Source organism: Pedobacter kyungheensis (assembly GCF_000812965.1).
In the GTDB taxonomy this organism is placed as follows: Bacteria; Bacteroidota; Bacteroidia; order Sphingobacteriales; family Sphingobacteriaceae; genus Pedobacter; species Pedobacter kyungheensis.
Genome location: NZ_JSYN01000016.1, coordinates 69,268 through 94,480 on the forward strand (window position 1 = coordinate 69,268; position 25,213 = coordinate 94,480).

General features: G+C 40.2%; 22 protein-coding genes and 1 riboswitch. Of the genes, 12 read left to right on the forward strand and 10 right to left on the reverse strand.

Going from position 1 to position 25,213, the window contains the following annotated elements:
• The first annotated feature begins 78 nt into the window (after window positions 1–78).
• From OC25_RS14150 to OC25_RS14165, 4 genes are all read left to right on the forward strand, one after another.
• The gene (locus OC25_RS14150) at window positions 79–840 is read left to right on the forward strand and encodes an enoyl-CoA hydratase/isomerase family protein (RefSeq protein WP_039477148.1); all 762 of its coding nucleotides are present in this window, start codon (window positions 79–81) and stop codon (window positions 838–840) included.
• Between the two features lie 202 nt (window positions 841–1,042).
• Window positions 1,043–1,924, forward strand: coding sequence for an SDR family oxidoreductase (locus OC25_RS14155; protein ID WP_039477150.1), 882 nt, complete (start codon window positions 1,043–1,045; stop codon window positions 1,922–1,924).
• Window positions 1,925–2,106: 182 nt separating this feature from the next.
• Complete coding sequence (gene purD, locus OC25_RS14160; protein ID WP_039477152.1) at window positions 2,107–3,378, forward strand: phosphoribosylamine--glycine ligase; 1,272 nt, start codon at window positions 2,107–2,109, stop codon at window positions 3,376–3,378.
• Between the two features lie 668 nt (window positions 3,379–4,046).
• Window positions 4,047–5,441: a S41 family peptidase gene (locus OC25_RS14165; RefSeq protein ID WP_082018603.1), complete on the forward strand. Its 1,395-nt coding sequence runs from the start codon at window positions 4,047–4,049 to the stop codon at window positions 5,439–5,441.
• A gap of 137 nt (window positions 5,442–5,578) precedes the next feature.
• On the opposite strand, the gene OC25_RS14170 is transcribed toward OC25_RS14165, so the two are convergent.
• Together OC25_RS14170 and OC25_RS14175 are read right to left on the reverse strand one after the other, a co-directional pair.
• Entirely contained in the window at window positions 5,579–6,733 is a 1,155-nt protein-coding gene (locus OC25_RS14170) for a TlpA disulfide reductase family protein (protein ID WP_039477154.1), read from the reverse strand.
• A gap of 95 nt (window positions 6,734–6,828) precedes the next feature.
• The gene (locus tag OC25_RS14175) at window positions 6,829–8,010 is read right to left on the reverse strand and encodes a formimidoylglutamase (RefSeq protein WP_039477155.1); all 1,182 of its coding nucleotides are present in this window, start codon (window positions 8,008–8,010) and stop codon (window positions 6,829–6,831) included.
• A 71-nt stretch (window positions 8,011–8,081) separates the two neighbouring features.
• On the opposite strand from OC25_RS14175, the gene OC25_RS14180 reads away from it, so the two are divergent.
• Window positions 8,082–9,044: an NAD-dependent epimerase/dehydratase family protein gene (locus OC25_RS14180; RefSeq protein WP_039477157.1), complete on the forward strand. Its 963-nt coding sequence runs from the start codon at window positions 8,082–8,084 to the stop codon at window positions 9,042–9,044.
• Window positions 9,044–10,345 (forward strand): HAD-IB family phosphatase, encoded by a 1,302-nt coding sequence (locus OC25_RS14185; protein ID WP_039477160.1) that lies wholly within the window; start codon window positions 9,044–9,046, stop codon window positions 10,343–10,345. Before OC25_RS14180 ends, OC25_RS14185 begins: the two co-directional genes overlap by 1 nt.
• Before the next feature lie 122 nt (window positions 10,346–10,467).
• On the opposite strand, the gene OC25_RS14190 is transcribed toward OC25_RS14185, so the two are convergent.
• The gene (locus tag OC25_RS14190; protein ID WP_082018604.1) at window positions 10,468–11,757 is read right to left on the reverse strand and encodes a voltage-gated chloride channel family protein; all 1,290 of its coding nucleotides are present in this window, start codon (window positions 11,755–11,757) and stop codon (window positions 10,468–10,470) included.
• Between the two features lie 16 nt (window positions 11,758–11,773).
• Window positions 11,774–11,836: riboswitch (Fluoride riboswitch) on the reverse strand.
• Between the two features lie 269 nt (window positions 11,837–12,105).
• Here OC25_RS14190 and OC25_RS14195 point away from each other — a divergent pair.
• Window positions 12,106–13,170: a branched-chain amino acid aminotransferase gene (locus tag OC25_RS14195; RefSeq protein ID WP_039477162.1), complete on the forward strand. Its 1,065-nt coding sequence runs from the start codon at window positions 12,106–12,108 to the stop codon at window positions 13,168–13,170.
• A 98-nt stretch (window positions 13,171–13,268) separates the two neighbouring features.
• Here the strand turns inward: OC25_RS14195 and OC25_RS14200 are convergent, their stop codons facing one another.
• From OC25_RS14200 to OC25_RS14220, 5 genes are all read right to left on the reverse strand, one after another.
• Window positions 13,269–13,733: a DUF4920 domain-containing protein gene (locus OC25_RS14200; RefSeq protein WP_039477164.1), complete on the reverse strand. Its 465-nt coding sequence runs from the start codon at window positions 13,731–13,733 to the stop codon at window positions 13,269–13,271.
• Window positions 13,734–14,077: 344 nt separating this feature from the next.
• Complete coding sequence (radA, locus tag OC25_RS14205; protein WP_039477166.1) at window positions 14,078–15,454, reverse strand: DNA repair protein RadA; 1,377 nt, start codon at window positions 15,452–15,454, stop codon at window positions 14,078–14,080.
• 222 nt (window positions 15,455–15,676) lie between these two features.
• Entirely contained in the window at window positions 15,677–17,227 is a 1,551-nt protein-coding gene (locus tag OC25_RS14210; protein WP_039477170.1) for an Rne/Rng family ribonuclease, read from the reverse strand.
• Between the two features lie 287 nt (window positions 17,228–17,514).
• Window positions 17,515–18,393, reverse strand: a complete 879-nt coding sequence (locus OC25_RS14215) for a tetratricopeptide repeat protein (protein ID WP_039477171.1) — start codon at window positions 18,391–18,393, stop codon at window positions 17,515–17,517.
• Window positions 18,394–18,405: 12 nt separating this feature from the next.
• The gene (locus OC25_RS14220) at window positions 18,406–18,708 is read right to left on the reverse strand and encodes an HU family DNA-binding protein (protein ID WP_025143406.1); all 303 of its coding nucleotides are present in this window, start codon (window positions 18,706–18,708) and stop codon (window positions 18,406–18,408) included.
• 170 nt (window positions 18,709–18,878) lie between these two features.
• On the opposite strand from OC25_RS14220, the gene mutY reads away from it, so the two are divergent.
• Together mutY and OC25_RS14230 are read left to right on the forward strand one after the other, a co-directional pair.
• Entirely contained in the window at window positions 18,879–19,940 is a 1,062-nt protein-coding gene (gene mutY, locus OC25_RS14225) for an A/G-specific adenine glycosylase (protein ID WP_039477184.1), read from the forward strand.
• 52 nt (window positions 19,941–19,992) lie between these two features.
• On the forward strand, window positions 19,993–20,436 hold the full coding sequence (locus OC25_RS14230; RefSeq protein ID WP_039477192.1) for a single-stranded DNA-binding protein: 444 nt from the start codon (window positions 19,993–19,995) through the stop codon (window positions 20,434–20,436).
• 74 nt (window positions 20,437–20,510) lie between these two features.
• Here OC25_RS14230 and OC25_RS14235 read toward each other — a convergent pair whose 3' ends face one another.
• Entirely contained in the window at window positions 20,511–21,890 is a 1,380-nt protein-coding gene (locus OC25_RS14235; RefSeq protein WP_039477193.1) for a DUF4270 domain-containing protein, read from the reverse strand.
• 21 nt (window positions 21,891–21,911) lie between these two features.
• Entirely contained in the window at window positions 21,912–22,736 is an 825-nt protein-coding gene (locus tag OC25_RS14240) for a glycogen/starch synthase (RefSeq protein WP_039477271.1), read from the reverse strand.
• Between the two features lie 149 nt (window positions 22,737–22,885).
• On the opposite strand from OC25_RS14240, the gene panC reads away from it, so the two are divergent.
• From panC to OC25_RS14255, 3 genes are all read left to right on the forward strand, one after another.
• The gene (gene panC, locus OC25_RS14245) at window positions 22,886–23,731 is read left to right on the forward strand and encodes a pantoate--beta-alanine ligase (RefSeq protein WP_039477272.1); all 846 of its coding nucleotides are present in this window, start codon (window positions 22,886–22,888) and stop codon (window positions 23,729–23,731) included.
• Between the two features lie 98 nt (window positions 23,732–23,829).
• On the forward strand, window positions 23,830–24,180 hold the full coding sequence (gene panD / locus OC25_RS14250; RefSeq protein ID WP_029274491.1) for an aspartate 1-decarboxylase: 351 nt from the start codon (window positions 23,830–23,832) through the stop codon (window positions 24,178–24,180).
• 4 nt (window positions 24,181–24,184) lie between these two features.
• The gene (locus OC25_RS14255; RefSeq protein ID WP_039477195.1) at window positions 24,185–25,168 is read left to right on the forward strand and encodes a lysylphosphatidylglycerol synthase transmembrane domain-containing protein; all 984 of its coding nucleotides are present in this window, start codon (window positions 24,185–24,187) and stop codon (window positions 25,166–25,168) included.
• The last annotated feature ends 45 nt before the right edge of the window (window positions 25,169–25,213 follow it).

Sequence of the window (25,213 nt, forward strand, 5' to 3'; positions counted from 1 at the left end):
GTTATGCAAGCATAGCTTGTTGGTTAGGCCGGATCTTGATACTCGTGTCCTGATACTAAAACTTGATACTATTTTACCATGAACACCATAAAAGTAAGCGTTAAAGATCGTTTAGCTACGATAACATTAGATAGAGGAAAATCGAACGCCTTAAACCGCGAGCTGATTACCGAACTGGATGATATGCTGAAAAATATCGCTGCCGATAATAACATTGGTGGCGTTATTTTAACAGGTACAGCTCCTTTCTTTACGGCTGGACTGGATCTGGTTGAACTTTATAACTACAACGAAGCCGAAGCCAGATCTTTTTGGGAGCTGTTTTTAGGCTTTACTGCAAATCTGGTTTCCTTTAAAAAGCCAATGGTAGCCGCCATAAGCGGGCATAGCCCGGCGGGTGGTTGCGTAATGGCTTTAGCTTGCGATTACCGGGTGATGGCCGAAGGTCAATACATTATCGGCTTAAACGAAGTACCTGTTGGTATCATTGTGCCTAACAGCATTTTTCAACTCTATGCTTTCTGGATTGGCAAAGCCGAAGCTTCACGAAGTTTACTTTCAGGTAAATTGTATAACCCTGAAGAAGCACTAAAAGCAGGTTTGGTAGATGAACTGGTGCGCAATGAAAGCTTGTTAACGGCTGCCGAACGCAAGATTAAAAAATACATGGAGCTGGAGGGCAATACCTGGTCGCAAAGCAAACTTAACATCCGCGAAGAACTGATTGCTGCAGTAAGCGCCGATCAATCGGCCACGCTGGAAAAAATGCTGGAGCAGTGGTGGTCGCCGGCAACGCGCCAGATTTTAAAAACCATTTTGGAAAGCCTGCAGAGGAAGTAGTTTTCAGTTCGCAGTTCGTAGTTGGCAGTTATCAGTTTACGGTTGACAGTTCACAATTAGCAGTTTTCAAGAACAATTAACCGATTAACCAATTCGAACAGTTAACCAAATATCAACAATTGAACAATAAAACAATTTAACCTCCTCAGAAATTAACCAGTTTCAACAATTAACCGATTTAACCAATTAACCCACATAGCTTATGTTCAGTTATAATTCACCCATGCTTAGAGACGACGCTTTAAAAGGTAAAACCATTGTAATTACCGGTGGCGGTACAGGGCTTGGTAAAGCCATGGGCGTTTATTTCCTAAAATTAGGGGCTAATTTGGTCATCACCAGTCGTAAACAGGAGGTGTTGCAAAAAACAGCCGATGAGATGGAGGAGAAAACAGGAGGCAAAGTATTGGCAGTAGCTTGCGATGTTCGGGAGATTGCTCAGGTAGAGAATGTACTGGCCAAAACAATCGAAAGATTTGGTTCGGTTGATGTGTTGCTAAACAATGCTGCGGGTAATTTTATTTCACCTACCGAACGCTTGTCGGCCAATGCCTTTTCTTCCATTATCGATATTGTTTTAAAAGGAACAGTTAACTGTACGCTTACCTTTGGCAAACATTGGATTGCCGCAAACCAACCCGCTACAGTGCTGAATATTGTTACCACCTATGCTTTTACAGGCTCGGCCTATGTGGTGCCATCGGCCTGTGCAAAGGGTGGGGTTTTAGCTTTAACCCGTTCGTTAGCGGTAGAGTGGGGCAAGTACGGTATCCGTACCAACGCCATTGCCCCCGGACCATTCCCAACCAAAGGTGCCTGGGAGCGTTTGTTGCCCGGCGATTTGGCTAAAAAATTCGATTTTAAAAACCGTGTGCCGCTAAAAAGGGTAGGCGATCATCAGGAACTGGCCAATCTGGCTGCCTTTCTGGTGAGCGATTTTTCAGGCTATATTAATGGCGAAGTAATTACCATTGATGGCGGTGAATGGCTGCAAGGGGCAGGGCAGATGAATGGTTTAGAAGCCATCCCGAACGAAATGTGGGATATGCTCGAGCAAATGACCAGAAACGCTAAGGGAAGCTAAGTAATTATTGTAATGTTTAAAAGTTGGAATGTTTTAAAGTTTAACCCCAACATTACAACTTTTTAACCTTGTAACTTTCCAACCTTAGCATGTTTTAAGATTCCTGCCAACATTCTAACCTGCAACCTTTCAACTGCTTTTTGAACATTCAAAATTCCAACAAAATCCTATCTTTGCCCTATATGAATATCTTACTTTTAGGTTCAGGCGGCAGAGAAAGTGCATTTGCCTGGAAAATGAGCCAGTCTTCGCACTGCGATAAATTAATTATTGCGCCAGGAAACGGTGGTACAGGTGCTTATGGTACCAATATCAACATCAATGTAAACGATTTTGATGCCATTAAAAAAGTAGTTCTTGCCGAAAAGATTGAACTGGTTGTGGTAGGCCCCGAAGAACCTTTGGTAAATGGTATTCACGATTTTTTCCTTGCCGATCAGGCGCTTGTGCACATTCCCGTTATCGGACCGAAAAAAGAAGGTGCAATTTTAGAGGGAAGTAAAGATTTTTCTAAACAGTTTATGGAGCGCCATGGTATTCCAACCGCGGCATCAAAATCTTTCACCCCCGAAACCTTAGAAGATGGTTTGGCTTATTTGCAAAATCATGCTTTGCCGGTTGTTTTAAAGGCCGATGGATTAGCTGCAGGTAAAGGTGTATTAATCTGTACCGAAACCGTTGAGGCACAGGAAGAATTGAAACTGATGCTGGGCGGTAAATTTGGTGCAGCAGGGGCAACGGTTGTGATCGAAGAATTTTTAAGCGGAATTGAGCTTTCTGTATTCATTTTAACCGATGGCGAAAATTACATCACCCTTCCATCAGCGAAAGATTACAAAAGAATTGGTCAGGGCGATACCGGTTTAAATACTGGCGGTATGGGCTCGGTTTCTCCGGTTCCCTTCGCAACACCAGAATTTTTGGCCAAAGTAGAAGAACGCATTATTAAGCCAACAGTAGAGGGCTTGAAAAAAGATAATATCGATTATACAGGCTTTATTTTCTTTGGTTTAATCAAAGTTGGCGAAGATCCTTATGTAATCGAATACAACGCACGTATGGGCGATCCGGAAACAGAAAGTGTTATTCCACGTATTGAAAATGATTTGGTAGAATTATTTATGGCCAGTGCTAACAAACAGTTAAATCAGGTTAATCTGGTTATTTCTGAGCAAACGGCTGCTACTGTAATGATTGTTGCTGGTGGGTATCCGGGCGAATACTTAAAAGGTAAAGCCATTACCGGTATCGAAAATTTGCGTCACTCTAACGCTTTCCATGCCGGAACGCTTTTAGAAAACGATGTGGTTAAAACCAATGGCGGCCGCGTAATTGCCATTACCAGCTTGCAAAAAGATTTGTTTACCGCATTACAATCGGCCACAGCCGATGCCGGAAGAATTTACTTTGATGGAAAATATTTCAGAGAAGATATTGGCTTTGATTTAGTTTAGTGATCGTCACCCTGAATTTAGGGTCTTTTCTATAAAGAAAGCCCAATATTTTTGGTGTATATAAAAATAAACCCGCAGATTTTAATTTATCTGCGGGTTTATTTCTTTATTTTACGTCATGCTGATCCGATAGCTATCGGATTTATTTCAGCACCTCTGATACAAATAATCTTTACTTCGATTTATTTCCCGGTAACTCCTGAAGTTTAGCCTGAAATGCCTGTTCTTAATCCTGCAGCTACAATTTTGCCATTCGGATCGATCAAAAAGTTAGCGGGATAGTTGAATGCCATACACTTAGGCTATTTCGTTGCTCAATCTTCACATTTTTGTGGCAAAAAAATCATCTTTTAAATTTCTGTAAAAACAGATAAGGCAATTTAGTTGCATTTGAGGCGTTAGATAGTAATTTTGTTATTTAATTGAATTAAAATTGGTTAAGAAATTATGCGGCAATCGTACTGAACGGCTTTTTAGCCAGTTGCAAAATAACCGTGCTCAGTGCAGTATCGAAGAACAAGCAGATGCAAAAAGCGCCTGAAAAGCCCATTTACCGATGTTATTTTTCCATACTGAGAACATTTTCTGACTAAAGTCACCCCGATTTGATAAAGAAATAAAAAAAGAGATTGTATGCTTATCTTAAATCCTAAAATAAATGTGTTATCATGACTAATCCTGAAATTAAGAAAGGTAAAGGCCTAATGCTCTTTTGCGTATTTATGCTCGCCAATACCTTGCTACTGTCTGCGCAAACAGTAACCAAACAGTATGTAGACACTATTGTACACCGCTTGTCGGACCAATTGGAAGCGCACTATCCTTTTCCCGAAATCTCGGCCCGCTATAAGCAAAAGTTGCTGGCCCGCCTGCAAGAAGGGGCGTACCACAACCTTTTGGAAGAGCAACTGGCTAAGCAGCTAACCACCGACCTTAATGCCGTGCATAAGGACAGGCACCTGAATATTATAAGAGATAGCCTGGCTTACAGAGCAGCTATAACGCCAGCTTCGGCATCACCAGATAAGCAGCCGACTGAAGAGCCGGCTTACGAGGGTAATTACGGTTTCGATAAAGTAGAAATAGATCATTTTCTTTCTACTGCTTACATAAGCGTACCGGGGCCCTGGCATGCTGTGCCCGAAGCCTTTGCTGCTGCAACCGCTGCCATGAACCTGGCTACCGGTAGCAAGCACATCATTATCGACATTCGCCGCAACGGAGGCGGTTCGGGCGCTATGGGGCGCTATCTGGCATCTTATTTTTATGCTACAGGCAATGAGCAATATTACCTGTATGGGTTTCATAAGGATAAAAGCCAGGACGAGCAGGAATGGACTTTGCCTTTTGTACCAGGCAAAACTGCACCCGATGCAAAACTGTATATACTAACCGGCCGCAATACCGGTTCTGCTGCCGAAGGTTTTGCATTTGCCATGCAGCGGCTGAAACGGGGCGTTGTTATTGGCGATACCACTGCCGGCGCTGGCATAGCAGGCAGCTATGTTCCGCTGCAATGCAACCTTATGCTTTTTTTACCCGTAAAAATGATTGTAGCACCACATACTACAAAAGGTTGGGAAGGAGATGGTGTAATTCCTGATACTGCTACAGGCAAGCAGGATGCCTGGCTCCGTACCCGGAAAATCATTATACAGGATCTTTTAAAAAATGAAAAGGATGAACAAAGAAAGGAAATGCTTACCTGGCGATTAGAAGATTTTTTAATAGGTGACACCAAGCCTATTGATTGGGCCCGCTACAATCGGCTGCCTTTCCAATATTCCGAAAAAATATCTATCCGTAAAAAAGATGGTTTGTTGTGGTATGGTATTGCCGAAAAGAATAAAACCACTAATTATTACCAGATGCAGGAGATAAAACCTGATGTTTTGGTAATTAAAGACCTGCTTCCGGAATGGGGCGCCAATGCCGCCCGTTTGTATATTAACCGCGATACCAGGGGCAATATTGTAGGGATTACCCGAAAAACGTACCTGAGGCAAGAGGACAATAAAATTGTTACCGGCAGCAGTCTCTCCCGTTCGGCGAAGCAGCCATAGGCCAGGCACAGTTTTAATGCTGCTGCCGTCACACTCAAAAAAATAGCCCCAACCTTCATCCGGTTGGGGCTTTATCTTTTATACTTCTGGTCTACACAAAAATGTGCCTGCCGGAAGCTGATTTAACAAATGAAGCATTACTTCGATTTATTTCCCAGTAATTCCTGAAGTTTATCCTGTAATGCCTGCTCTCTTAATCCTTTAGCAACAATTTTTCCATTCGGATCAATTAAAAAGTTAGCCGGGATAGATTGGATACCGTACATTTTAGCCACTTCGTTGCTCCATCCTTTTAAGTCAGATACATGTGTCCAGGTTAACTGATCAGCTTCTACTGCTTTTAACCAGGCTTCTTTAGTGGTTCTGGTGTTTCCGCCATCTAAAGAAACGCCCAATACGGTAAAGCCTTTATCTTTAAATTTATTGTAAGCTACTACTACATTCGGGTTTTCCTGACGGCAAGGACCGCACCATGAAGCCCAAAAATCAACCAATACGTATTTACCTTTAAAATCAGATAGTTTTACCGGTTTACCGTCAGCATCGTTTTGGGTAAAATCCATAGCTGTTGCACCAATAGCTGTTTTTCTGCCTGCTTCAAAAATACCGGCAATTCTTTTACCGGTTGTTGTAGCTTTTAAATCGGCAGATAAACCTGTAAAAGCTTTTTCCGCTGCCTGAACCTGGTCAGGATCTGAAGCCAGCTGGCTAAGTGCGGTTAAGCTGATATACGATTTTGGGTTATTGTTTGCATAAGATAGTAAGATTGGTGTTAAAGCCGCAGTAGCTTTCTCATAACGGCTCATGGCTTCCTCTCTGTTTTTTGGATCTTTTTGTTGCTCAGGCGTAAGCTTCGCATATCCTGTATTAATTGCGTTAATCTCATCATCAACTGATTTGGTTAAGGCTTTTAATTTTTTATTGTCGTCGTTAATTACCGAACCGGTAATGGCGGCTGTTTTAATCGAATCGGTACCGGTTAGCTTAATGGTTCCTGGTTCAACAAAGAAAGGGGTAAAATCCAATACTTCACCTTTGGCTGGACGATTGACAAATGGATTTTTATTGAGGAATAAGTTACCCGCAGAAGGTTCTGTTAATGTGCCTTTAAAGGCGAAAGTTCCGTTGGCTACTGTGGTAGAGTCGGTAACAGATTTGTCGCCAGCGCGGTAAACCAGGTAAATTTTATCTCCGGCTTTCAGGCCTTTAATATTCCCTTCGATGGTAAATGGCTTTTGAGCCAATGCTGCCAGGGGCAATAAAGCCATAGCAGATAATACTAATTTTTTCATGTGGTCAGTTAATCGTTTTTCAAATATAGCTATATGTAGGCCTAAAATGTAATGGGCTGTGTAAAATTATATTAGCTAATTTCAGGAAAAGCCAATTAGTTTAATTTCTGATACGTACGCCACCACAAATCGGGCATTTCACCATTAACCGCAGTTTGGTAATCATCATACCGGCAAGGCACTAAATGGTAGCGTTCATTTTTAGATTGGCCCGATGGATAAGGCACCTGCATCCACCAGCGATCTGATTTTTTACTTTTAACAAAGGTCATTTCGCCCGAGCCATCTTTCAAACTCGTACGGTAAATAATAAACTGCGATTTTGGCGTAAGCGGAAAATCTTTTTTGCGGGCATAAAACCCATCAACAAAATACCAAACCATTTGAGCCAGTAAAAAAGCAGTTTGTCCGTTGTTGTCGTAAGCAGGATTAAATTCGTAAAAACCAATTGAGGTTAATTTATCGTTCATACCCGCATAGCGCGCCAGCCTGCAGGCTTCTTCGCCATCAAAACCATTTGGGGTAGTGTTGGCATTTGCTGCAGCATCGGCCGACCGGATCGCACCCATATCAAAACTGATCATGTTTGCATTGCGTATAATCGGTTCCGTTAAGGTAATATCCTGCGCAAATTCGCCCAGGCGGTGTACATCAAAATAAAGTTTATCCATTACACTCAAGCTCTCCTGATTTACAAAATAGGTTTGGTAACCCACATTGCTAAAGTTGAAGAGGTAGTTAGGCTGATGCAAAAAGATTTTGTTTAAGTAACAGTCAGAACGGGTGGCAATGCCCTCAGTATCATCATCGCCAATGTCAAACTGATTGTCGATAATAACCAGGTCTACCTTTTGTTCAAGATCTTCGTAGCCTAAATATTGCGCATAGGTTAAATCCTGTCCACCACCGATGATGATCGGAATGATATTCATTTTAATCAGTTCAGCAACCACCATTTTGATTGCGATGTAAGTATCGGCAATGGTTGCGCCATGTTTAATATTGCCTAAATCAACAATGCGGCTGGTAAAAGCTCCTTCGTTTAAGCGATAAAATTTCTCCCTGAAATAATCGGGAGCGAGGGCAGTACCTTCGTTGTTTACCGCGCCACGACCATCGAGCACGCCAAAAATGGCTAAATCGTAGGTGTTCTCCTCAAAATCGGGGAACGATTCGGTATAAATTTGCGCTTTTAAACCCAACTGACTTGTAAAAAATCCTTGTTTTGGTGTAAAACTATCGGCGTTTATGGGCGAAAAGAAATCCGTTAATGACATATATTTAAAACTCTCGGCTCAAATATCTATTTTTGAATGCGTATTTCCACATATAGCTCGAAAAAAATAAAATGATACTGGTAACCGGAGGCACGGGATTTTTAGGATCGGAACTGATTAAGCAATTAACCAATAAAGGTTTACCTGTTCGGGCATTAAAGCGGGCGCAATCTAAAATACCGGCTTTAATTAGCAATAATCCGTTAATCGAGTGGTTTGAGGCTGATATTAATGAAACTGCAGCACTCGAGGATGCCTTTATCGGGGTTACCCAGGTTTACCACTGTGCTGCATTTGTCTCTTTAAATTCAAAGCATAAGAAGCAGCTTTTTCATGTCAATATTGATGGCACTTCAAATATTGTAAACCTTTGTGCCGAAAATAACTGTCGCTTGTTGCATGTAAGCTCCATTGCGGCGCTGGGCAATGCCAAGAAAAACAGCAAAATAACCGAAAAGGATTTTTGGGAATACGACGCTCAGGCGCATGCCTATGGCCTGTCTAAATACGAAGGCGAAATGGAAGTTTGGCGGGGCATTACCGAAGGGCTTGATGCTGTAATCGTTAATCCTTCTGTTATTATTGGTAAAAACGCAGGTTTCGAAGGAAGCGGCGCTATTTTCAAACTGGTAAAAGATGGTTTTGCTTTTTATACCGATGGTGCTTCGGGTTTTGTTGATGTGGAAGATGTTGCCAAAGCGATGATTTTATTGATGGATGCCGAAGTTTCTGGCGAACGTTATATTATTTCGGCTGATGATTATCACTACAAAGATCTTTTTACCGATATAGCCAAAGGTTTTTCGGTTAAAGCACCTACCAAAGAAGCTAAACCCTGGATGCTGGGATTGGCCTGGCGGGCACTCAAACTGGTTTCTCTTTTTACCGGCAAGCAGCCTTCAATCACTAAAGACACGGCCAAAAGCAGTGTAACATTAAGTTATTACAGCAATAATAAGATTATAGCGGAAACTGGTATTACGTTTAAACCGGTAGCGCAAAGCATACAGGAAATTACCCAACACTTAAAATAATGCCCAAACAAAAAGCTTATTACATTATCGATTTCGATAGTACTTTTACGCAGGTAGAAGCACTTGATGAACTCGCGAGGATCTCTTTAAAGAACCACCCAGACAAAGAGGCCATTTTTCAAAAAATTGAAGACTACACCAATTTTGCCATGGAAGGCAAGCTGTCTTTCTCTGAAAGTTTAGCCCAGCGTGTTAAACTTTTAGAAGCCAATGAAGATCATCTGAAACAGTTGATTAAACATTTAAAAAAGAAGGTATCAACCTCTTTTTCGCGTAATGCGGCTTTCTTTAAAAAGCATAGTGACGAGGTTTTAATCGTTTCTGGCGGATTTAAAGAGTTTATTACACCCGTTGTGAGCCAGTATCACATCAAAAAGGAAAACATTTATGCCAATACTTTTGTAACCACCGGCGACGGGAAAATTATCGATTACGACCATGCCAACCCTTTAAGTGAAGAAGGCGGAAAAGTAAAGTTGCTTCAGCATTTAAAACTCGAAGGTGAATTATTTGGTATTGGCGATGGTTATTCAGATTTTCAACTGCGTGAGAGTGGTTTAATCAACAAATTTTTTGCTTTTACCGAGAATATTTCCCGAGAAAGCATTGTAGCAAAAGCCGACCACGTTACACCGAGTTTTGATGAGTTTTTGTATGTAAATAATTTACCACGTGCCATTTCTTATCCCAAAAACCGGATTCTTTGCCTGGTAATTGGCGATGTAGATCCTTTAACCATTTCGATTCTGAAAAATGACGGTTTGTCTATCAGGCATAAAGCTACTTTCGAAGAAAAATACGTTAAAGATGTGGGCATTATCCTTTTGGCAGATGGCGAAAAACTGAGCAAAGAGCAATTAAAAAATGCCGTTAAACTTAAAACCATTGGTTATTTAGGTAATGCGAAAAATAAAATCGACCTGGATTTATGCACTAAACAAGGGATTGTGGTTTTTGACGACCAGAAGAACAACCCGCGCAACCTCGATTTTATCCCAAAAAGGGTAACCGATTTTATGAATACCGGTGCCACTTATTTAAGCAGTAATTTCCCGAATTTACAGTTGCCTAAAATTGATAAATCGCATCGTTTAATTCACATCCACAAAAACGTTCCGGGTATTATGGCTAAAATCAATACGGTTTTTGCCAAACACGATATTAATATTGTAGGTCAGTTTTTAATGACCAATCCCGAAATTGGTTATGCCATTACCGATATCAATACCGAATACGATAAACAATTGTTCAAATCACTTAAAAAGATCGAACATACCATTAAGTTCAGGGTATTGTATTAATCCACTTGAGTTATCGTCATTTCGAGTGGCCCCGATAGCTATCGGGGGTAACGCAGTCGAGAAATCTGTCTTGATAGATCTCTCCATTTCGCTGCGCTTCAGTCGAGATGACGATACTTTGTTTAGTTCAAAAACTGATGCCTTTTCAGTAATAAATGTTTTGGTGCACCAATAGCCTGAGATTTATAGATTCCGGTATGGCCCGAAAATAAATAAGCCGTAACACAAGCCAGGGCAATATACATTCCGGATGAAGTGCCGAAGAGCTCTACGCCCATAAAAATACAGGCCAGAGGTGTATTGGCCGCTCCCGCAAAAACTGCTACAAAGCCCATTCCGGCTAACAAGCCGTAAGGCATTGGAATAAACAGGCTGAGAAAACTACCCAATGTGGCGCCTATAAAGAAAAGAGGCGTAACTTCGCCACCTTTAAAGCCAGCTCCGAGTGTTAGTGCGGTTAAAAATAATTTAATGGCAAAGGTGTAATAAGGTTCCTGCTGTGTAAAAGCTTCTGATATAACCGGAATACCGAGGCCAATGTAGCGGGTATTGCCAATGAGGTAGATAATCGCAATTAAAATAAAACCACCAATAAATGGGCGTAGGGGAGGATAGCTAACCCGGCTAAAAAGTTTCGATATCCCATGGTTCATGGCAGAGAATAACCGGGCTGTTAACCCAAATAATATGCCGGCGCCAAGAGATAGCAATAAATTAATAGCGTTCATTTCGGGTATGCTGCCAATGGTATAATGCGTATGCCCAACTCCCCAGGCTTTACAGGCGTAATCGGCAATTACAGCGGTAATAAAGGAAGGTAAAATGGCATTGTACATCACTGAGCCAACTATAAAAACCTCTAATCCGAAAACTGCTCCGGCCAAAGGCGTACCAAAAACCGAGGCGAAACCGGCACTGATTCCACAAATGAGGATCATTTTCCGGTCCCGGGGTTTAAGTTTAAATATTTTGGTGAGCTGATCGGCAAAGGCTCCGCCAATTTGAACAGCAGTTCCTTCTCTGCCAGCAGAACCACCAAACAAATGCGTAATAATGGTGCCCGCGTAAATTAAGGGAGCCATTATTAGCGGGATAATCTTTTTAGGCGATTGCAGCTCTTCTATCAAAAGGTTATTCCCTTTTACCACTTCGGTTCCCCAATAATAGTAAGCCAGACCAATAATTAAGCCCGCTAGCGGTAAAAATGCTATGATCCATAAATGCGCTTCGCGATAATTTGTAGCCCAGTTTAAACTGGCCAGAAATAATGCAGATGCAGAGCCGATAATACTGCCGAGAACAAGTGAAATAAGCAACCACTTAATGGTGCTGGTTAATAATAAACCGAAATCTTTTTTGATGAAATGGTTGAAAGACAAAACAAATCCCTCACCTAATTTTTTAACAGGCATTTAATTCAATTTTAATAAAATCGTAGGAGTCATCAGCCTGTTTTGGCGGTTTTGGCGGCACCCCATCGCCCTGATTTCAAATGTATAAAATTTAGCGGTGGGTTGCAAAATTTTTAGCGGCTTAAGTGGCGGTGATGGAGCAGGTGGGGAGTCAGCTAATAAGTTGCTTAGTGTACTTAAAACACTCAAAAACAAAGATTAATATTAGAAAAAACTATTAAAGAAGCTTGTTTTTTCTTAATTTGCGCAAAAAAATAATGATTGAATTCATGAATGCTAAAATGAGCGAATCTGTTTCAGAAATACCATTCGATCATTCAAAAATCAGTCTATCCAAAAAATAATAGTATGACCGAGACATTGGATATAAAAATCACCAAAGCAGATCAAACACGTTTGACTGTTACTGATTTTTCGCAATTACCGTTCGGTAAGGTTTTTACCGATCACATGTTTACCGCCGATTTCGAAAACGGTGAGTGGAAAAATTTACAGATTCTTCCTTATGGACCTATTCCGATGAGCCCGGCAATTTCTGCCCTTCATTACGGACAAGCCATTTTTGAAGGACTAAAGGCTTATCGTCAGCCAGACGGAAAAATTAGCGTCTTCCGTGCTGATAAAAACTTTGAGCGTTTTAATAAATCAGCTGCAAGGATGTCGATGCCAACTATTCCTGAAGAAATTTTTATGCAAGGTTTGGCTGCATTAATCAACGTTGATGAGAAATGGGTGCCATCTCAGGAAGATTACGCGCTGTATATCCGTCCGGTGATGTTTGCAATGGATCCTTATTTAGGCGTTAAAGCTTCTGATAGCTATAAATTTGTACTGTTAACTACACCAACAGGCCCTTATTACAGCAGTGCTTTAAAAGTTAAAATTGAAACAGAATATACCCGTGCCGATGATGGTGGTGTAGGTTTTGCCAAAACTGCAGGTAACTACGCACGTTCATTGTATCCTTTCGAGCAAGCTAAAAAAGAAGGTTTCGATCAGTTAATCTGGACAGATTCGGTAACACATGAGTTTATTGAAGAAGCCGGAACCGCCAATTTACTTTTTGTAATTGATGGTAAGCTAATTACTCCATCTGTACGTAGTACAGTTTTAGATGGCGTTACACGAGATACGATTATTAAACTGGCTAAAGAAGCAGGTGTTGAAGTTGAAGAGCGCCGGGTGTCTGTTAAAGAGGTAATCGCTGGTATCGAAAACGGTTCGTTAACCGAGGCTTTTGCCGCGGGAACTGCTGCTACTGTTACGCATGTAGGCGAAATGGGTTACAATGGTCAGATTTATAAATTAACCGACCCTGCAACCAGACACATTTCAAACGGGATTGCTAAAAAGTTAAACGATATCCGTTACGGCTTAGCTCCTGATACATTTGGCTGGAACTGGGTTTTGTAATTTAGTAAGGCTATAAAGAAAATGCCCTCATACAATTTGTACGAGGGCATTTTTATTTTGTACGCTAGTTTTCGGATCTCCGAATTCCGTTCTCAGACTTATTTGTCTAATATCACCACCCCTTTAGCTTCAAAAGCGAGCTCTTTTTTAGGGTCGGTAATTTTAGCTACTTCTTCAGGAGTTTTTTTAGCGTCTTCGGCATAGTGGCGTAAGGTTTCAACAGAAATGGTTTGTTTTTTTGCTAAACCATCTAAAACCACTTTTTTACCTACAATATCTTTCGGCATAAAGAAGGCATAATCTTTAAAGGTTACGCGCATAGGATCGCCGTTTGGCATTTCCAAAGTCATCCAGCAGCCCTTTTTCTTGCATACATCAACGACTTTCCCTTCTATTTTCATTTCAGCCGTTTTTTTGTCGCCCATTGCGGCTTCCATTTTAGCAGCTGGCTTAACATCGCCTGGTTTAACTTCTTCTCCAAATTTCTGTCCGGTGTAAGCTGTTTGCGCAAATGCTACAGCGCCAAACAAGCAGAAGCTAAGGCTTAAAATAATTTTTTTCATTTTTATGAATTTAGTTCCGGTTATTATCTTTTCAAAGTTATTTAAAAAAAATCTAAATAACTAAAAAGTAAAAAACCCCGCTACAACTGATAGCGGGGCCAATCATCCCTATTTTGAACTTAGTTAATAAACCTGAAGATGAGTTTAACCAATTAACTAATGAACAGCATAAGGCAAACGTTATTCCATTTTAAGGTATTAATTTGTTATTTGATTTAATTAGTTGTTTATCAGTATTTTATGTTATTTTTTAAGTTTATGCCATAGTTGTGTCCAAAAGTGAGGCGTGGAATTAATTCATCAATCTGGGGAAAGTTGTTGAAATATTTCCCCACATTTAATGCTTAACCAAATATCATTTCGAAAACCTCTTCTATTTTACTTACTGCTTTAATCTCCAGATTATATTTAGAAATGTCGATGCCTTTTAAATTATACTTAGAAATATAAATCGTTTCGAAGCCCAGTTTATCGGCTTCGGCAATGCGTTGTTCTATCCGGTTAACCGCCCTGATTTCGCCTGATAAACCAACCTCAGCAGCAAAGCAGTTTTTTGAGGAAACGGAAATATCCTGATGGGACGAGATAATGGCAATCAGCACAGCCAAATCTATTGCAGGGTCCTCAACCCTTATTCCGCCTGCAATATTTAAGAAAACATCCTGGGTACTTAATCTAAAACCGCAACGTTTTTCCAAAACTGCCAGGAGCATGTTCATCCTTTTCGTATCAAAACCCGTTGCCGAGCGTTGTGGGGTGCCGTAAGCTGCGGTGCTAACCAGTGCCTGTGTTTCAATAAGCATGGGGCGTGCACCTTCAAGCGTAGCAGCTATGGCTATTCCGCTTAATTCTTCATCACGTTGCGAGAGTAAGATTTCTGATGGATTGGAAACTTCCCTGAGCCCGCTTCCCTGCATTTCGTAAATACCCAGCTCAGCGGCGGCTCCAAACCTGTTTTTAATTGAGCGCAGAATGCGGTAAACATGATGTCTGTCGCCTTCAAACTGTAAAACGGTATCAACCATGTGCTCCAGTATTTTCGGCCCTGCAATGGCTCCATCTTTGGTAATATGGCCAATTAAAAAAACTGGTACGCCTGTTTCCTTTGCAAAACGCAATAATTCGGCCGTACATTCCCTTACCTGAGATACACTACCTGGTGTTGAATCGATATGCGCTGAATGCAGGGTTTGAATCGAATCTACTACCAAAATTTCCGGTTCGAGGATTTCAATCTGCTTAAAAATATTCTGGGTCGACGTTTCGGTTAAGATATAACAATCAGACGATGGACTTTCTTTAATCCGCTCGGCCCTCATTTTAATCTGTTGTTCGCTTTCTTCGCCAGAAACGTAAAGTAACTTTTTGCCTTTTAAGTTTAGAGCAAGTTGCAGCATTAAGGTTGATTTACCGATGCCGGGTTCGCCGCCAATTAAAACCAGCGAACCTTCTACCAATCCGCCTCCCAATACGCGGTCCAGCTCTTTATCACCGGTTAATATCCTAACCTCGGTTGAAGATTGAATTTCATCTACCTTACTGGGTTTGCTTAACTTGCGACTGGTATTGTCGTTTTTCCAGGTAGGTACCGATGTGGAATTTTTTTCTACGATTTCTTCAACAAAGGTATTCCATTGGTTGCAAGAAGGACATTTGCCCATCCACTTTGCCGATTCGTAACCACAACTCTGACAGAAATATGCTGTTTTTGATTTTGCCAATTGATTAAAATTTAGACTACGAATTTAATCAAACCTCACAGGTTTCACAAACCTGTGAGGTTTGTACGATGGAACTGTAGCCCCTAGGTCGGATTTGTAACGCCGAAAGTCTGATCCCTCGGGGAGGATTAAAAATCCTCATTACGGAAGACGGGATGATAAATCCCTACTAACAAAAAAAGCCTGGGGTTTAAATCCAGGCTTTCTGTTAAATGTTTTGAGTTATAATTTAATCTCCTCATCCTTTGCGGAGATGAAGTGAAACTCAGTTAAATAATAAGATGATTGTGCCTTCACCTTAATCCACTGTCCATATTTAAAGAACCAGCGGCGCTGAAGGTTGAAAATACCTTTGGTAATGTAAGCTTCAATGTAAGGGTGAACACAAAGGGTTACACCTTTTTCATTTTGCTCTCTTAAAATATAATTAAGGTTGTTTTCAATATCATCCATTAAAACGATACTCGCTTTAATTTCTCCGGTCCCGTCGCAGGCCGGACATTTTTCTACCGTAACAATGTTCATTTCCGGACGTACACGTTGTCTGGTAATCTGTACCAAACCGAATTTGCTCGGTGGCAAAATAGTGTGTTTAGCCCTATCCAATAACATCAGCTCGCGCAGATAATCGAATAGTAATTTACGGTTTGTTGGTTTGTGCATATCGATAAAATCGATTACCACAATACCACCCATATCGCGCAGGCGCAATTGACGGGCAATTTCTTTAGCCGCCTCTTTGTTTACCTGTAAAGCATTTTCCTCCTGGTTTTCTTTACTGGCAGTACGGTTTCCACTATTCACGTCTATAACGTGGAGTGCTTCGGTGTGCTCTACAACCAGGTAGGCACCGCCGGGTAAGTTTACGGTTTTACCGAAAGCATTTTTAATCTGCTTTTCAACACCAAAATGATCGAAGATCGGTTCTTTTTGCTTGTACAGTTTCACAATTTTTTCCATTTCCGGAGAAATGTCGTGAACATAAGAACGGATATCATCGTACAGCTCTGGTGTACTTACGTAAACGTTTGTAAAATCAGGGTTCAGAATATCGCGTATTAATGTCGATGATCTGTCCATTTCTCCCCAAACTCTTTTTGAGGGCTCGGTTGAAGGCATTTTTTTAGTGAAGTTTTCCCATTTTGCAATCAGGTCTAAAAGATCTTTTTGCATTTCGGCAACCCCTCTGCCTTCAGAAACGGTTCTGATAATAACCCCAAAATTTTGAGGCTTAATACTTTCGATAATCTTCTTTAAACGATTACGTTCGGTATTACTTTTAATTTTTTTTGATACGGATATGGTATTGGAGAATGGCACCAGTACCACATACCTGCCGGCAATAGATAGGTCGGAACTTAAACGCGGTCCTTTGGTAGAAATTGGTTCTTTTGCAATTTGTACGGGCAGGAGCATGTTTTTACTCAGCACATCAGAAATTTTGCCTGCCTTATTAATATCGGCTTCGAGCTTTAAATTATCTAATAATGTGCCTGTAACCGAGCCATTACGCTTGATCTTAGTTAGCTTAATTAAAGATTGCACCTGAGGGCCCAAATCAAAATAATGCAGAAATGCATCCTTTTCATAACCAACATCCACGAAAGCAGCATTCAGGCCGGGCATAATTTTTTTAATGCGGCCTAAATAAATATCGCCTACGGCGTAGTTATTATTGATTTGTTCTTTGTGAAGCTCAACAAGTTGTTTGTCTTCAATCAACGCTATGGTAACTCCGGCAGGAGTCGAATTGATAATTAATTCTTTTACCAACAGCTACAGATTTAAGGCTTTCGCCTATTAACAAATGGATAGTAATAAACAAGAAAACATTTGATATAGCCACTCCGCTACGAAATAAAAATCGTATAAATACTTTAAACCTCACAGTGTTCAACTATGAGGTTTAAAGGGGCTTTATCAAAATAAGAAACTATTTTTTCTTATGTCTGTTTTTTCTTAAACGTTTTTTACGTTTGTGGGTAGCCATTTTATGTCTTTTTCTTTTTTTACCGCTTGGCATAATTTTAAGGTTTTAAATGTTTTTATTAATCTGTTAATTAATTTTTATTTTTTAGCTCAGCCACTTTCTTATCAATGAATGAAGATAAGGTTGGGTTTGCCGCTAATTTTTTGCTTGCTAAATAGGCGTCTACCGCTTCTTTATTTCTGCCTAAGTTTTCTAACGCTGTACCTAAATAAAAGTAGGCCTCAGGAGTTGGTGCAGCAGCAATAACCGTGTTAAAACGCGGAATAGCTTTGTCAAACTGACCTGATTTTATAGAGAATAAACCTAAATTCATATTCGCTTTAACGTTTTTAGGATCTTTAGCAACAACCTCAAGCAACATGGCAATACCTTGCATTGGTGCACCCAGGCCGTTTACTATCGTTACACCTAAGCCCGTTTTGGCTTCAATGTTAGTAGAGTCTTTCTCTAATGCGTTTTTGTAAGAAAGGTTGGCTTTCTGCAATAATGCAGGTTGAGCCAAACTATCTTGTGTACTTTCAAAAGCTTTTATAAACTGATTACCTGCGGCTAACCATGTTTTTGATGATGGTTCTCCCTGGGCAACAATTTCTAAATAAAGTGCTGATGGGGTAATCTGCTCAACATCATCCCATTTCTGGGCAAGTTGTTTTGCTAATGCTACTTTTTCTGCACCCTTTGCGCCTTTGTAACTGTTCTCTAAAGCTGTAATGTCTGTCGCTAAATTTTTATTGATGACATTTTTAGCAGCTGTAGAAGAAGTCTCAATGTTTAGCGCCATTGAAGCAGACGGTGTTTCTGCGCCAGCCATTTGGCCACTTGCAGGCATTTTACCATTTTCTTCAGTTGGTTTAACTAAACCCTTAATGTCTCTTGTAAATAAGAATGCAACAAGCAATACAATCGCTCCAATAATAATGGTTTGTTTTGATCTGATGCTGCTACTCATATGACTTAAGAATTAGGCTTCTACGTTAATTTTTTTTGAATTACTTTTTACTTTATCAACAAATACTTTTGCTGGTTTAAAGCTTGGAACGAAGTGTTCTGGGATAATTATTGCAGTGTTTTTAGAGATGTTTCTCGCAGTTTTTTGCGCTCTCTTTTTAACAACAAAGCTTCCGAAGCCTCTAACATATACATTTTCACCGCCAATCATGCTGGTTTTGATAACCTTGAAAAATGCCTCAACTGTTTCCTGTACATCAACCTTCTCAATTCCGGTTTTTGTTGATATTTCTGAAATAATATCTGCCTTAGTCATATTTTATTATTTATTATATTATTATGTTTTAATATTACTACTGTTTTGGGGTTGCAAAAGTATTGCTTTTTAATGAGATAGGGAAATAAAAGATGATTTTTTTATCTCCAGACTTATCAGCGTAATGCAACTTTTTTTTTAATCGGATAAATTGGCCGTAATTTGCAGTAATGACATTTCAAAATGAACTCATCAATTGGTACCTGGTAAACAAGAGAGATTTGCCCTGGAGGCACACCAACGATGCTTATACCATCTGGTTATCAGAGGTTATCTTACAACAAACAAGAGTAGAGCAGGGACTCCCATACTTTAACAAGTTTTTAGAGAATTTTCCTACTGTGACTGATTTTGCCAATGCCACCGAAGCTAAAGTTTTGAAGCTTTGGCAGGGCTTGGGCTACTATTCGCGTGGCAGAAATATGCATGCCACGGCACAGAATGTGGTAAATAATTACCGCGGAATCTTCCCAAACCTGCACGATGAGCTGATAAAATTGAAAGGAATTGGAGAATATACCGCTGCCGCAATCTCTTCTTTTTCATCAGGTGAGGCCCGCGCTGTAGTTGATGGGAATGTGTTCAGGGTACTTTCGCGTTATTATGGGATTGATACACCGATAAACTCGCCAGCTGGTAAAAAAGAGTTTTATGCATTGGCTAACGAATTGCTTTACCGGGCCGATCCGGCGCTGTATAACCAGGCCATTATGGAATTTGGAGCCATGCAGTGTAAACCCAAAAGTCCGAATTGTGCCGTTTGTCCACTGGTGCAAAGTTGTTATGCCTTTAAACACGACAAGGTTAACGTATTGCCTGTAAAAACCGGTAAGATTAAACAAAAACACCGGTACATTAATTATTTTGTATGTGCAGAAAATGATCAGGTTTTGGTTAAGGAAAGGCAGGCAGGCGATATATGGCAGCATTTATACGATTTTCCGAGCCTGGAGACAACAGAAAGCATCGGAATTAACGATGCTGGCTTTTTAGAACAGGTAAAAGCTGTTTTTGGTGAGGAAGTTGAAGTAACACTCATTTCAACAAAAAAACACTTGTTAACACACCAAATTATCCATGTGCAATTTTTTGCATTAAAAAATTATATATTTAACTTTAAGAAACAAAAGGAACTTAATTGGGTTTCTTTAAATAAGTTAGATGAGTTACCGCAACCAAAAGTGATTCATGATTTTATTCAGGGATACTTTTATAAAAATGAAATGGAGTAACTAACCAGCTTAGCGGTGCGCATTTTATACAAACAACTAACCAAAAATATTTATGTCTGGGATTAACAAAGTTATTTTAGTAGGCCACTTAGGCAAAGACCCTGAGGTGCGGCATTTAGATGGTGGCGTAACTGTTGCCAGCTTTCCATTAGCTACATCAGAAACATACAACAAGGACGGAAAAAGAGTAGAGCAAACCGAATGGCATAATATAGTGCTGTGGCGCGGACTGGCAGAGGTGGCATCTAAATACCTGCAAAAGGGTAAGCTGGTTTATATTGAGGGCAAGCTAAGAACAAGATCTTTTGAAGATAAAGAGAAGGTTAAAAAATATGTGACCGAAATTGTAGCCGAGAACTTTACCATGCTGGGCAGAAAGAGCGATTTTGAGCAAAGCCCGGCAATATCCGCACATACAACTCCAAGCACAGAAACTAAAATTGAGGATGAGTTTACCATTAGTCCATCGGATGAAAACGGCGACTTGCCTTTTTAAGCTATAATCTCATTAACAAAAAACGGCCATCTGCTATCAGATGGCCGTTTTTTGTTGTTATAGGGTATTACTAATTAATTGATCTTAGTATAGTAAATATTTAGTTTTACCTTATTCGTAGTATTGGTGGTTGCGCCAAGTACCGACCTTTCTGCGTTAATAGCAGTTGGTACTACCTGGAAAGCATCTAAGCCAGTTGGTGCAATGAAAGTACCGTAATCTTTTGCTATAGTTTTATCAATCAGGCCTTGTACATAATTGGTAACAATAAAAATATACCTGTTTTTAAGCGAATCGTAATAGCCGCCAATTACTCCAGTATTTGTTGTGCTGTAATCAGGAGTTGTTGTAGGTTGGTTTGCAATATCCCAACGGTATAGCGATAGGCGCTGAATTGGCGTAAACGGATAGGTATATGTTCCTGCGCTTAAATCAACTACTAGCTCAGCCTTATTTACAACAACTTTACCGTATGTACTGGTAAACGCATCTAGCTGAGGAAAAGAGAGCTTTGTTTTAACGCCCGCCAAACCTTGCGTATAAGTTACGGTATAAGGCGAAGAAGAGCCGGCTGCCGGCGGATTTTTCAATTGTGTATCAACAGCTGTACCTGTATAGTCGTGTACAATTGTTGCAGCTGCAGCACTTGTAGTAGAAACAGGGAAGTTAACCGAGACAGTATCTACTCCACTTGTTGAGCTGGTTTTTTTGTATACCAGTTGCAGGTAAGAATTACCCAGGTTAATAAACGCAACACCTCCGGTACCAGTTGAAGTATTTTTGTTTACCTCAGCATATAAGCCTTTAAAATAATCAATAAATTTCGCATTGGTCGATGTACCTGTAGTAGGTAAGCTCAGGATCTGCGATTGAATAAACGCTTTATCTAATGGGATTCTGATTTGTGCTTTTACAGTTTGTAAAGTATCGGCTTTACCAATAACAACATTGGTAACTTTAATTGGCGTGTTTGGATACAATTTCTTTTTTACATTACCCAATAATTGCGCATTGTGCGCCTGAACGTCAGAACTTTTAAAAGTGGTAACCTTATTGGTTAACTGATAAACATCAACGCTGTATTGAGATAAAATGGTATCGCCATAAAATTTATTGGCAGTAGTGTCAATTCTTAAAACCAGAACGGCAGAGTCTAAAACCGGCGAAGTACCAAAATCATAGCTTAATTCTTTTGGTGTAACCGTCATGGCTATACTTGATTTGGTGGTGCCAAAAACAGGATCAACCATATATCCCAGTGGATAGCGCGTTAAGTTTTGGGTATTGGCAGCAGGTTCGGCTATTGTTTCCGATCTAACCTCGCTGGTTACCAGGGTACCGGTAATAGCCGTGCCAGGGTCAACATCTAAACCAACACCATCAGGGTTTTTGCACGATGCAAAAAGAAAAAGACCTATCAACAGGGTTAATAAGTCTTGTTTTGTAAATTTCATATTTAAAATAATAATACCTAATTAAGCAAGTGAAACCAATTCATCATTTGAAATTTCTTCATAAAAAGTATAGAAGTTTTCAAAATTCTCGGTTAAGTTAAATGCTAATGTTGGCTTATTTGAATCTTTAACAAATTTTAACAAAGCAGCATCCAGGTTTTCGTCGCCTAAAACCACTGCGTCTGAATGCGTTACTGCACCAACATGCATGCTGTTGCAATCTGCCGGAATGAAAGCTTTGGTATCATCTTCTGTCATGTTGGCCATTACTGCTTTTTTAGCGAACTTATCGTTTAGTTTTTCAGTAAAGCCATCCTCATAAATAGAATATACTACTTTCGAGTTTTTAAAAGTAGGGTCGTTTTTGTAAGTTGTTTTAATGTAAGCAGGTACCAACGAGCTCATCCAGCCGTGGCAGTGAACGATATCTGGAGCCCAGCCTAATTTTTTTACCGTTTCTAATGCACCTTTACAGAAGAAAATGGTACGCTCATCATTGTCGTCGAAGAATTTTCCGCTCGCATCTCTAAATACTTGCTTGCGTTGAAAATATTCTTCATTGTCTAAGAAATAAACCTGCATACGCGCAGCTGGGATGGAAGCTACTTTAATAATTAACGGGTTATCGTTGTCATCGATGATGATGTTCATTCCCGATAAGCGGATTACTTCGTGTAAACGATTTCTTCTTTCATTAATGTTACCGAATTTAGGCATCAAGATGCGGATTTCGAATCCTTTTTCTTGCATTGCTTGAGGTAATTGGCGTGTAATTTCAGAAATTTTAGTAAGCTCGAGGAAAGGCGACATCTCGTGTGTAACAATCAGCAGCTTCGTTTTTGCCATCTCCATATTCTAAGAAAATATTAAGTTAAATAAAAGATAATGAGCTGCAAAGGTAAGCATAATAATACTATTTATCAATATCGCAAGCATTTGTTTGGTTTCGTTTAGATTAATTTACACCTTTACGGCTTTAATTTAGATTGTCCGAATTGGAAATATTTAAAACAAAGGCAGCCCTTAAAGCATTCTTAAAACCTTTAAAGGCTTCAGGCAAAAAAATAGCACTCGTGCCTACCATGGGCGCGCTGCATAATGGCCATATATCACTAATCAAAGTGGCCCAGCAAAATGCCGATATCATTATCTGCAGCATTTTTGTTAACCCAACACAGTTTACCGATCCGAAGGATCTGGAAAAATACCCGCGACCAATTGAACACGATCTGGCCATGCTCCAGGATGCTGGTTGCAACGGCGTTTTTATGCCCAATGTAGAAGAGATGTATCCGGCAGGTGCCGACGAAAAATGGCATATCGATTTAGGTAATGCTGAATTTCTGCTGGAAGGTGCTTTCAGGAAAGGACACTATCAGGGCGTAACCCAGATTGTTAAAAAGCTTTTTGATGCCGTTGAGCCTGACGTAGCCATGTTCGGGCAGAAAGATTTTCAGCAGGTACTGATGATTAAAAATATGCTTGCCCATTTTAACCTGCCCATTACCATTATTACCTGCCCCATTATCAGAGAGGATGATGGTCTCGCCATGAGTAGCCGGAATATCCACCTAACTCCTGAAGATCGCAAGCACTCGCTCGTGTTGAGCAAATCGCTTCAGTTTGTGGTTGATCATTTTGACGAATACACCTTGGCCGAACTCGAAACCAAAGCAAAAGCATTGTATGATGGGATTGATGGTGTAGCGCTCGATTATTTTACCATTGCCAATGGCGATACATTAGAACCGGCTAAAACCAAAGCAGAAGATAACCTCGTGGCTTTAGTTGCCGCAAAAGTAGGTTCAACCAGGTTGATTGATAATATGATTATAAAGTAGTATCAGGATTAAAGTATCAGGTAAAGATTTTGAGTTAAGCTTTCCTGAAACTCCAAACTGATGACACAAAACTCCAAACTGATTACTAACTTTGCCGAATGGTTATCACAATATTAAAATCGAAAATACACCGTGTTAGGGTAACACAAGCCGAATTAAATTATGTAGGCAGTATTACGATAGATGAAGATTTGATGGATGCAGCTAACATTATTGCTAATGAAAAGGTGCAGATTGTAAATAATAATAATGGTGCCCGTTTCGAAACTTATGTTATAAAAGGCGAGCGTGGTACCGGAACCATCTGTTTAAACGGTGCAACAGCACGTTTGGCGCAGCTTGGCGATATTCTTATCATCATGTCATACGGCTCATTGCCCATAGAAGAAGCTAAAAAATATAACCCGATATTGGTTTTCCCTGACGATAACAATCATTTGCTAAAATAATTTTGTGACCCTTGACCTTAAAACAGCGCTAAAATATCTCATCCTGTTTTTAATAGGAGTGGGGGTTTTATATTTAGCGTTCAAGGGGCAGGATTTAGGAAAAATCTGGGAAGAAATAAAAGGAGCTGATTTCTTTTGGGTAATCGCTTCTTGCTTAGCTGTATGGATTGCCCATGTGTTGCGGGCATTACGCTGGCAAATGCTTTACCGTTCTATTCACTATCAAGTTGGTTTCTGGAATGCCTATCACGCCGTAATTATTGGGTATCTGGCCAATCTGGCTTTACCCCGTTTTGGCGAAATTGGCCGCTGCTCGGTAATTAACAGGGCCGAAAAAGTGCCGATGTTTGCTGCCATAGGCACCGTAATTACCGAAAGGCTTTTTGATGTACTGGTGCTTTTTAGTACCGGACTGGCCATGCTTGTTTTTCAGTATGATATCGTTTCTGATTTTCTTTACCATACCATTTACCTCAATGTAGTTAATAAGCTATCTACTTTAAATTATTTCTGGCTGGCTAGTTTTGGGCTGGTTGCTTTGCTTTTAATCTTTCTTGGAGCCTATTACCTCAAACAAAAACTTAGTAAAAAGATGCTGCGGGTGTTTGTAAACCTGCGCGAAGGCTTTGGCTCTTATGGTAAACTGCAGCAAAAAGGCTTGTTTCTAACCTATACATTTGCTATCTGGTTCTTTTATTGTTTGTCGGTTTATCTCGCTTTTTTGGCTATTTCGGCCACTGCGCAGCTACCATATCAGGCGGCATTTACAGCTATTGTTTTTTCGGGCTTTGCCATGGCTGCACCGGTTCAGGGTGGTATTGGTGTTTTCCATTGGATGGTTGCACAATCGCTTGTGCTGTATGGCGTCTCGTTTAAAGATGGATTGGCTTATGCTACCATTATCCATTCGGCACAAGTGTTAATAATTCTGATACTGGGAAGCTTAAGTTTATTTGTGATCTTAACGAAGCGGACAAACCGAAAATAAAATGCTATGCAGCCATAGTATTTCTAATCTATAAATCATACATTT

Excerpts from the sequence above, each read along its gene's own strand:
- OC25_RS14190 (WP_082018604.1), bottom strand. The coding sequence starts at position 11,757 with ATGCCTGTTAAAAAATTAGGTGAGGGATTTGTTTTGTCTTTCAACCAT.
- OC25_RS14240 (WP_039477271.1), bottom strand. The coding sequence starts at position 22,736 with ATGGCAAAAACGAAGCTGCTGATTGTTACACACGAGATGTCGCCTTTC.
- OC25_RS14235 (WP_039477193.1), bottom strand. The coding sequence starts at position 21,890 with ATGAAATTTACAAAACAAGACTTATTAACCCTGTTGATAGGTCTTTTT.
- panD (WP_029274491.1), top strand. The coding sequence starts at position 23,830 with ATGGTTATCACAATATTAAAATCGAAAATACACCGTGTTAGGGTAACA.
- OC25_RS14195 (WP_039477162.1), top strand. The coding sequence starts at position 12,106 with ATGACCGAGACATTGGATATAAAAATCACCAAAGCAGATCAAACACGT.
- OC25_RS14175 (WP_039477155.1), bottom strand. The coding sequence starts at position 8,010 with ATGTCATTAACGGATTTCTTTTCGCCCATAAACGCCGATAGTTTTACA.
- OC25_RS14155 (WP_039477150.1), top strand. The coding sequence starts at position 1,043 with ATGTTCAGTTATAATTCACCCATGCTTAGAGACGACGCTTTAAAAGGT.
- OC25_RS14220 (WP_025143406.1), bottom strand. The coding sequence starts at position 18,708 with ATGACTAAGGCAGATATTATTTCAGAAATATCAACAAAAACCGGAATT.
- OC25_RS14180 (WP_039477157.1), top strand. The coding sequence starts at position 8,082 with ATGATACTGGTAACCGGAGGCACGGGATTTTTAGGATCGGAACTGATT.
- mutY (WP_039477184.1), top strand. The coding sequence starts at position 18,879 with ATGACATTTCAAAATGAACTCATCAATTGGTACCTGGTAAACAAGAGA.
- OC25_RS14200 (WP_039477164.1), bottom strand. The coding sequence starts at position 13,733 with ATGAAAAAAATTATTTTAAGCCTTAGCTTCTGCTTGTTTGGCGCTGTA.
- OC25_RS14165 (WP_082018603.1), top strand. The coding sequence starts at position 4,047 with ATGACTAATCCTGAAATTAAGAAAGGTAAAGGCCTAATGCTCTTTTGC.
- OC25_RS14170 (WP_039477154.1), bottom strand. The coding sequence starts at position 6,733 with ATGAAAAAATTAGTATTATCTGCTATGGCTTTATTGCCCCTGGCAGCA.
- OC25_RS14185 (WP_039477160.1), top strand. The coding sequence starts at position 9,044 with ATGCCCAAACAAAAAGCTTATTACATTATCGATTTCGATAGTACTTTT.
- OC25_RS14215 (WP_039477171.1), bottom strand. The coding sequence starts at position 18,393 with ATGAGTAGCAGCATCAGATCAAAACAAACCATTATTATTGGAGCGATT.
- OC25_RS14150 (WP_039477148.1), top strand. The coding sequence starts at position 79 with ATGAACACCATAAAAGTAAGCGTTAAAGATCGTTTAGCTACGATAACA.
- purD (WP_039477152.1), top strand. The coding sequence starts at position 2,107 with ATGAATATCTTACTTTTAGGTTCAGGCGGCAGAGAAAGTGCATTTGCC.
- OC25_RS14230 (WP_039477192.1), top strand. The coding sequence starts at position 19,993 with ATGTCTGGGATTAACAAAGTTATTTTAGTAGGCCACTTAGGCAAAGAC.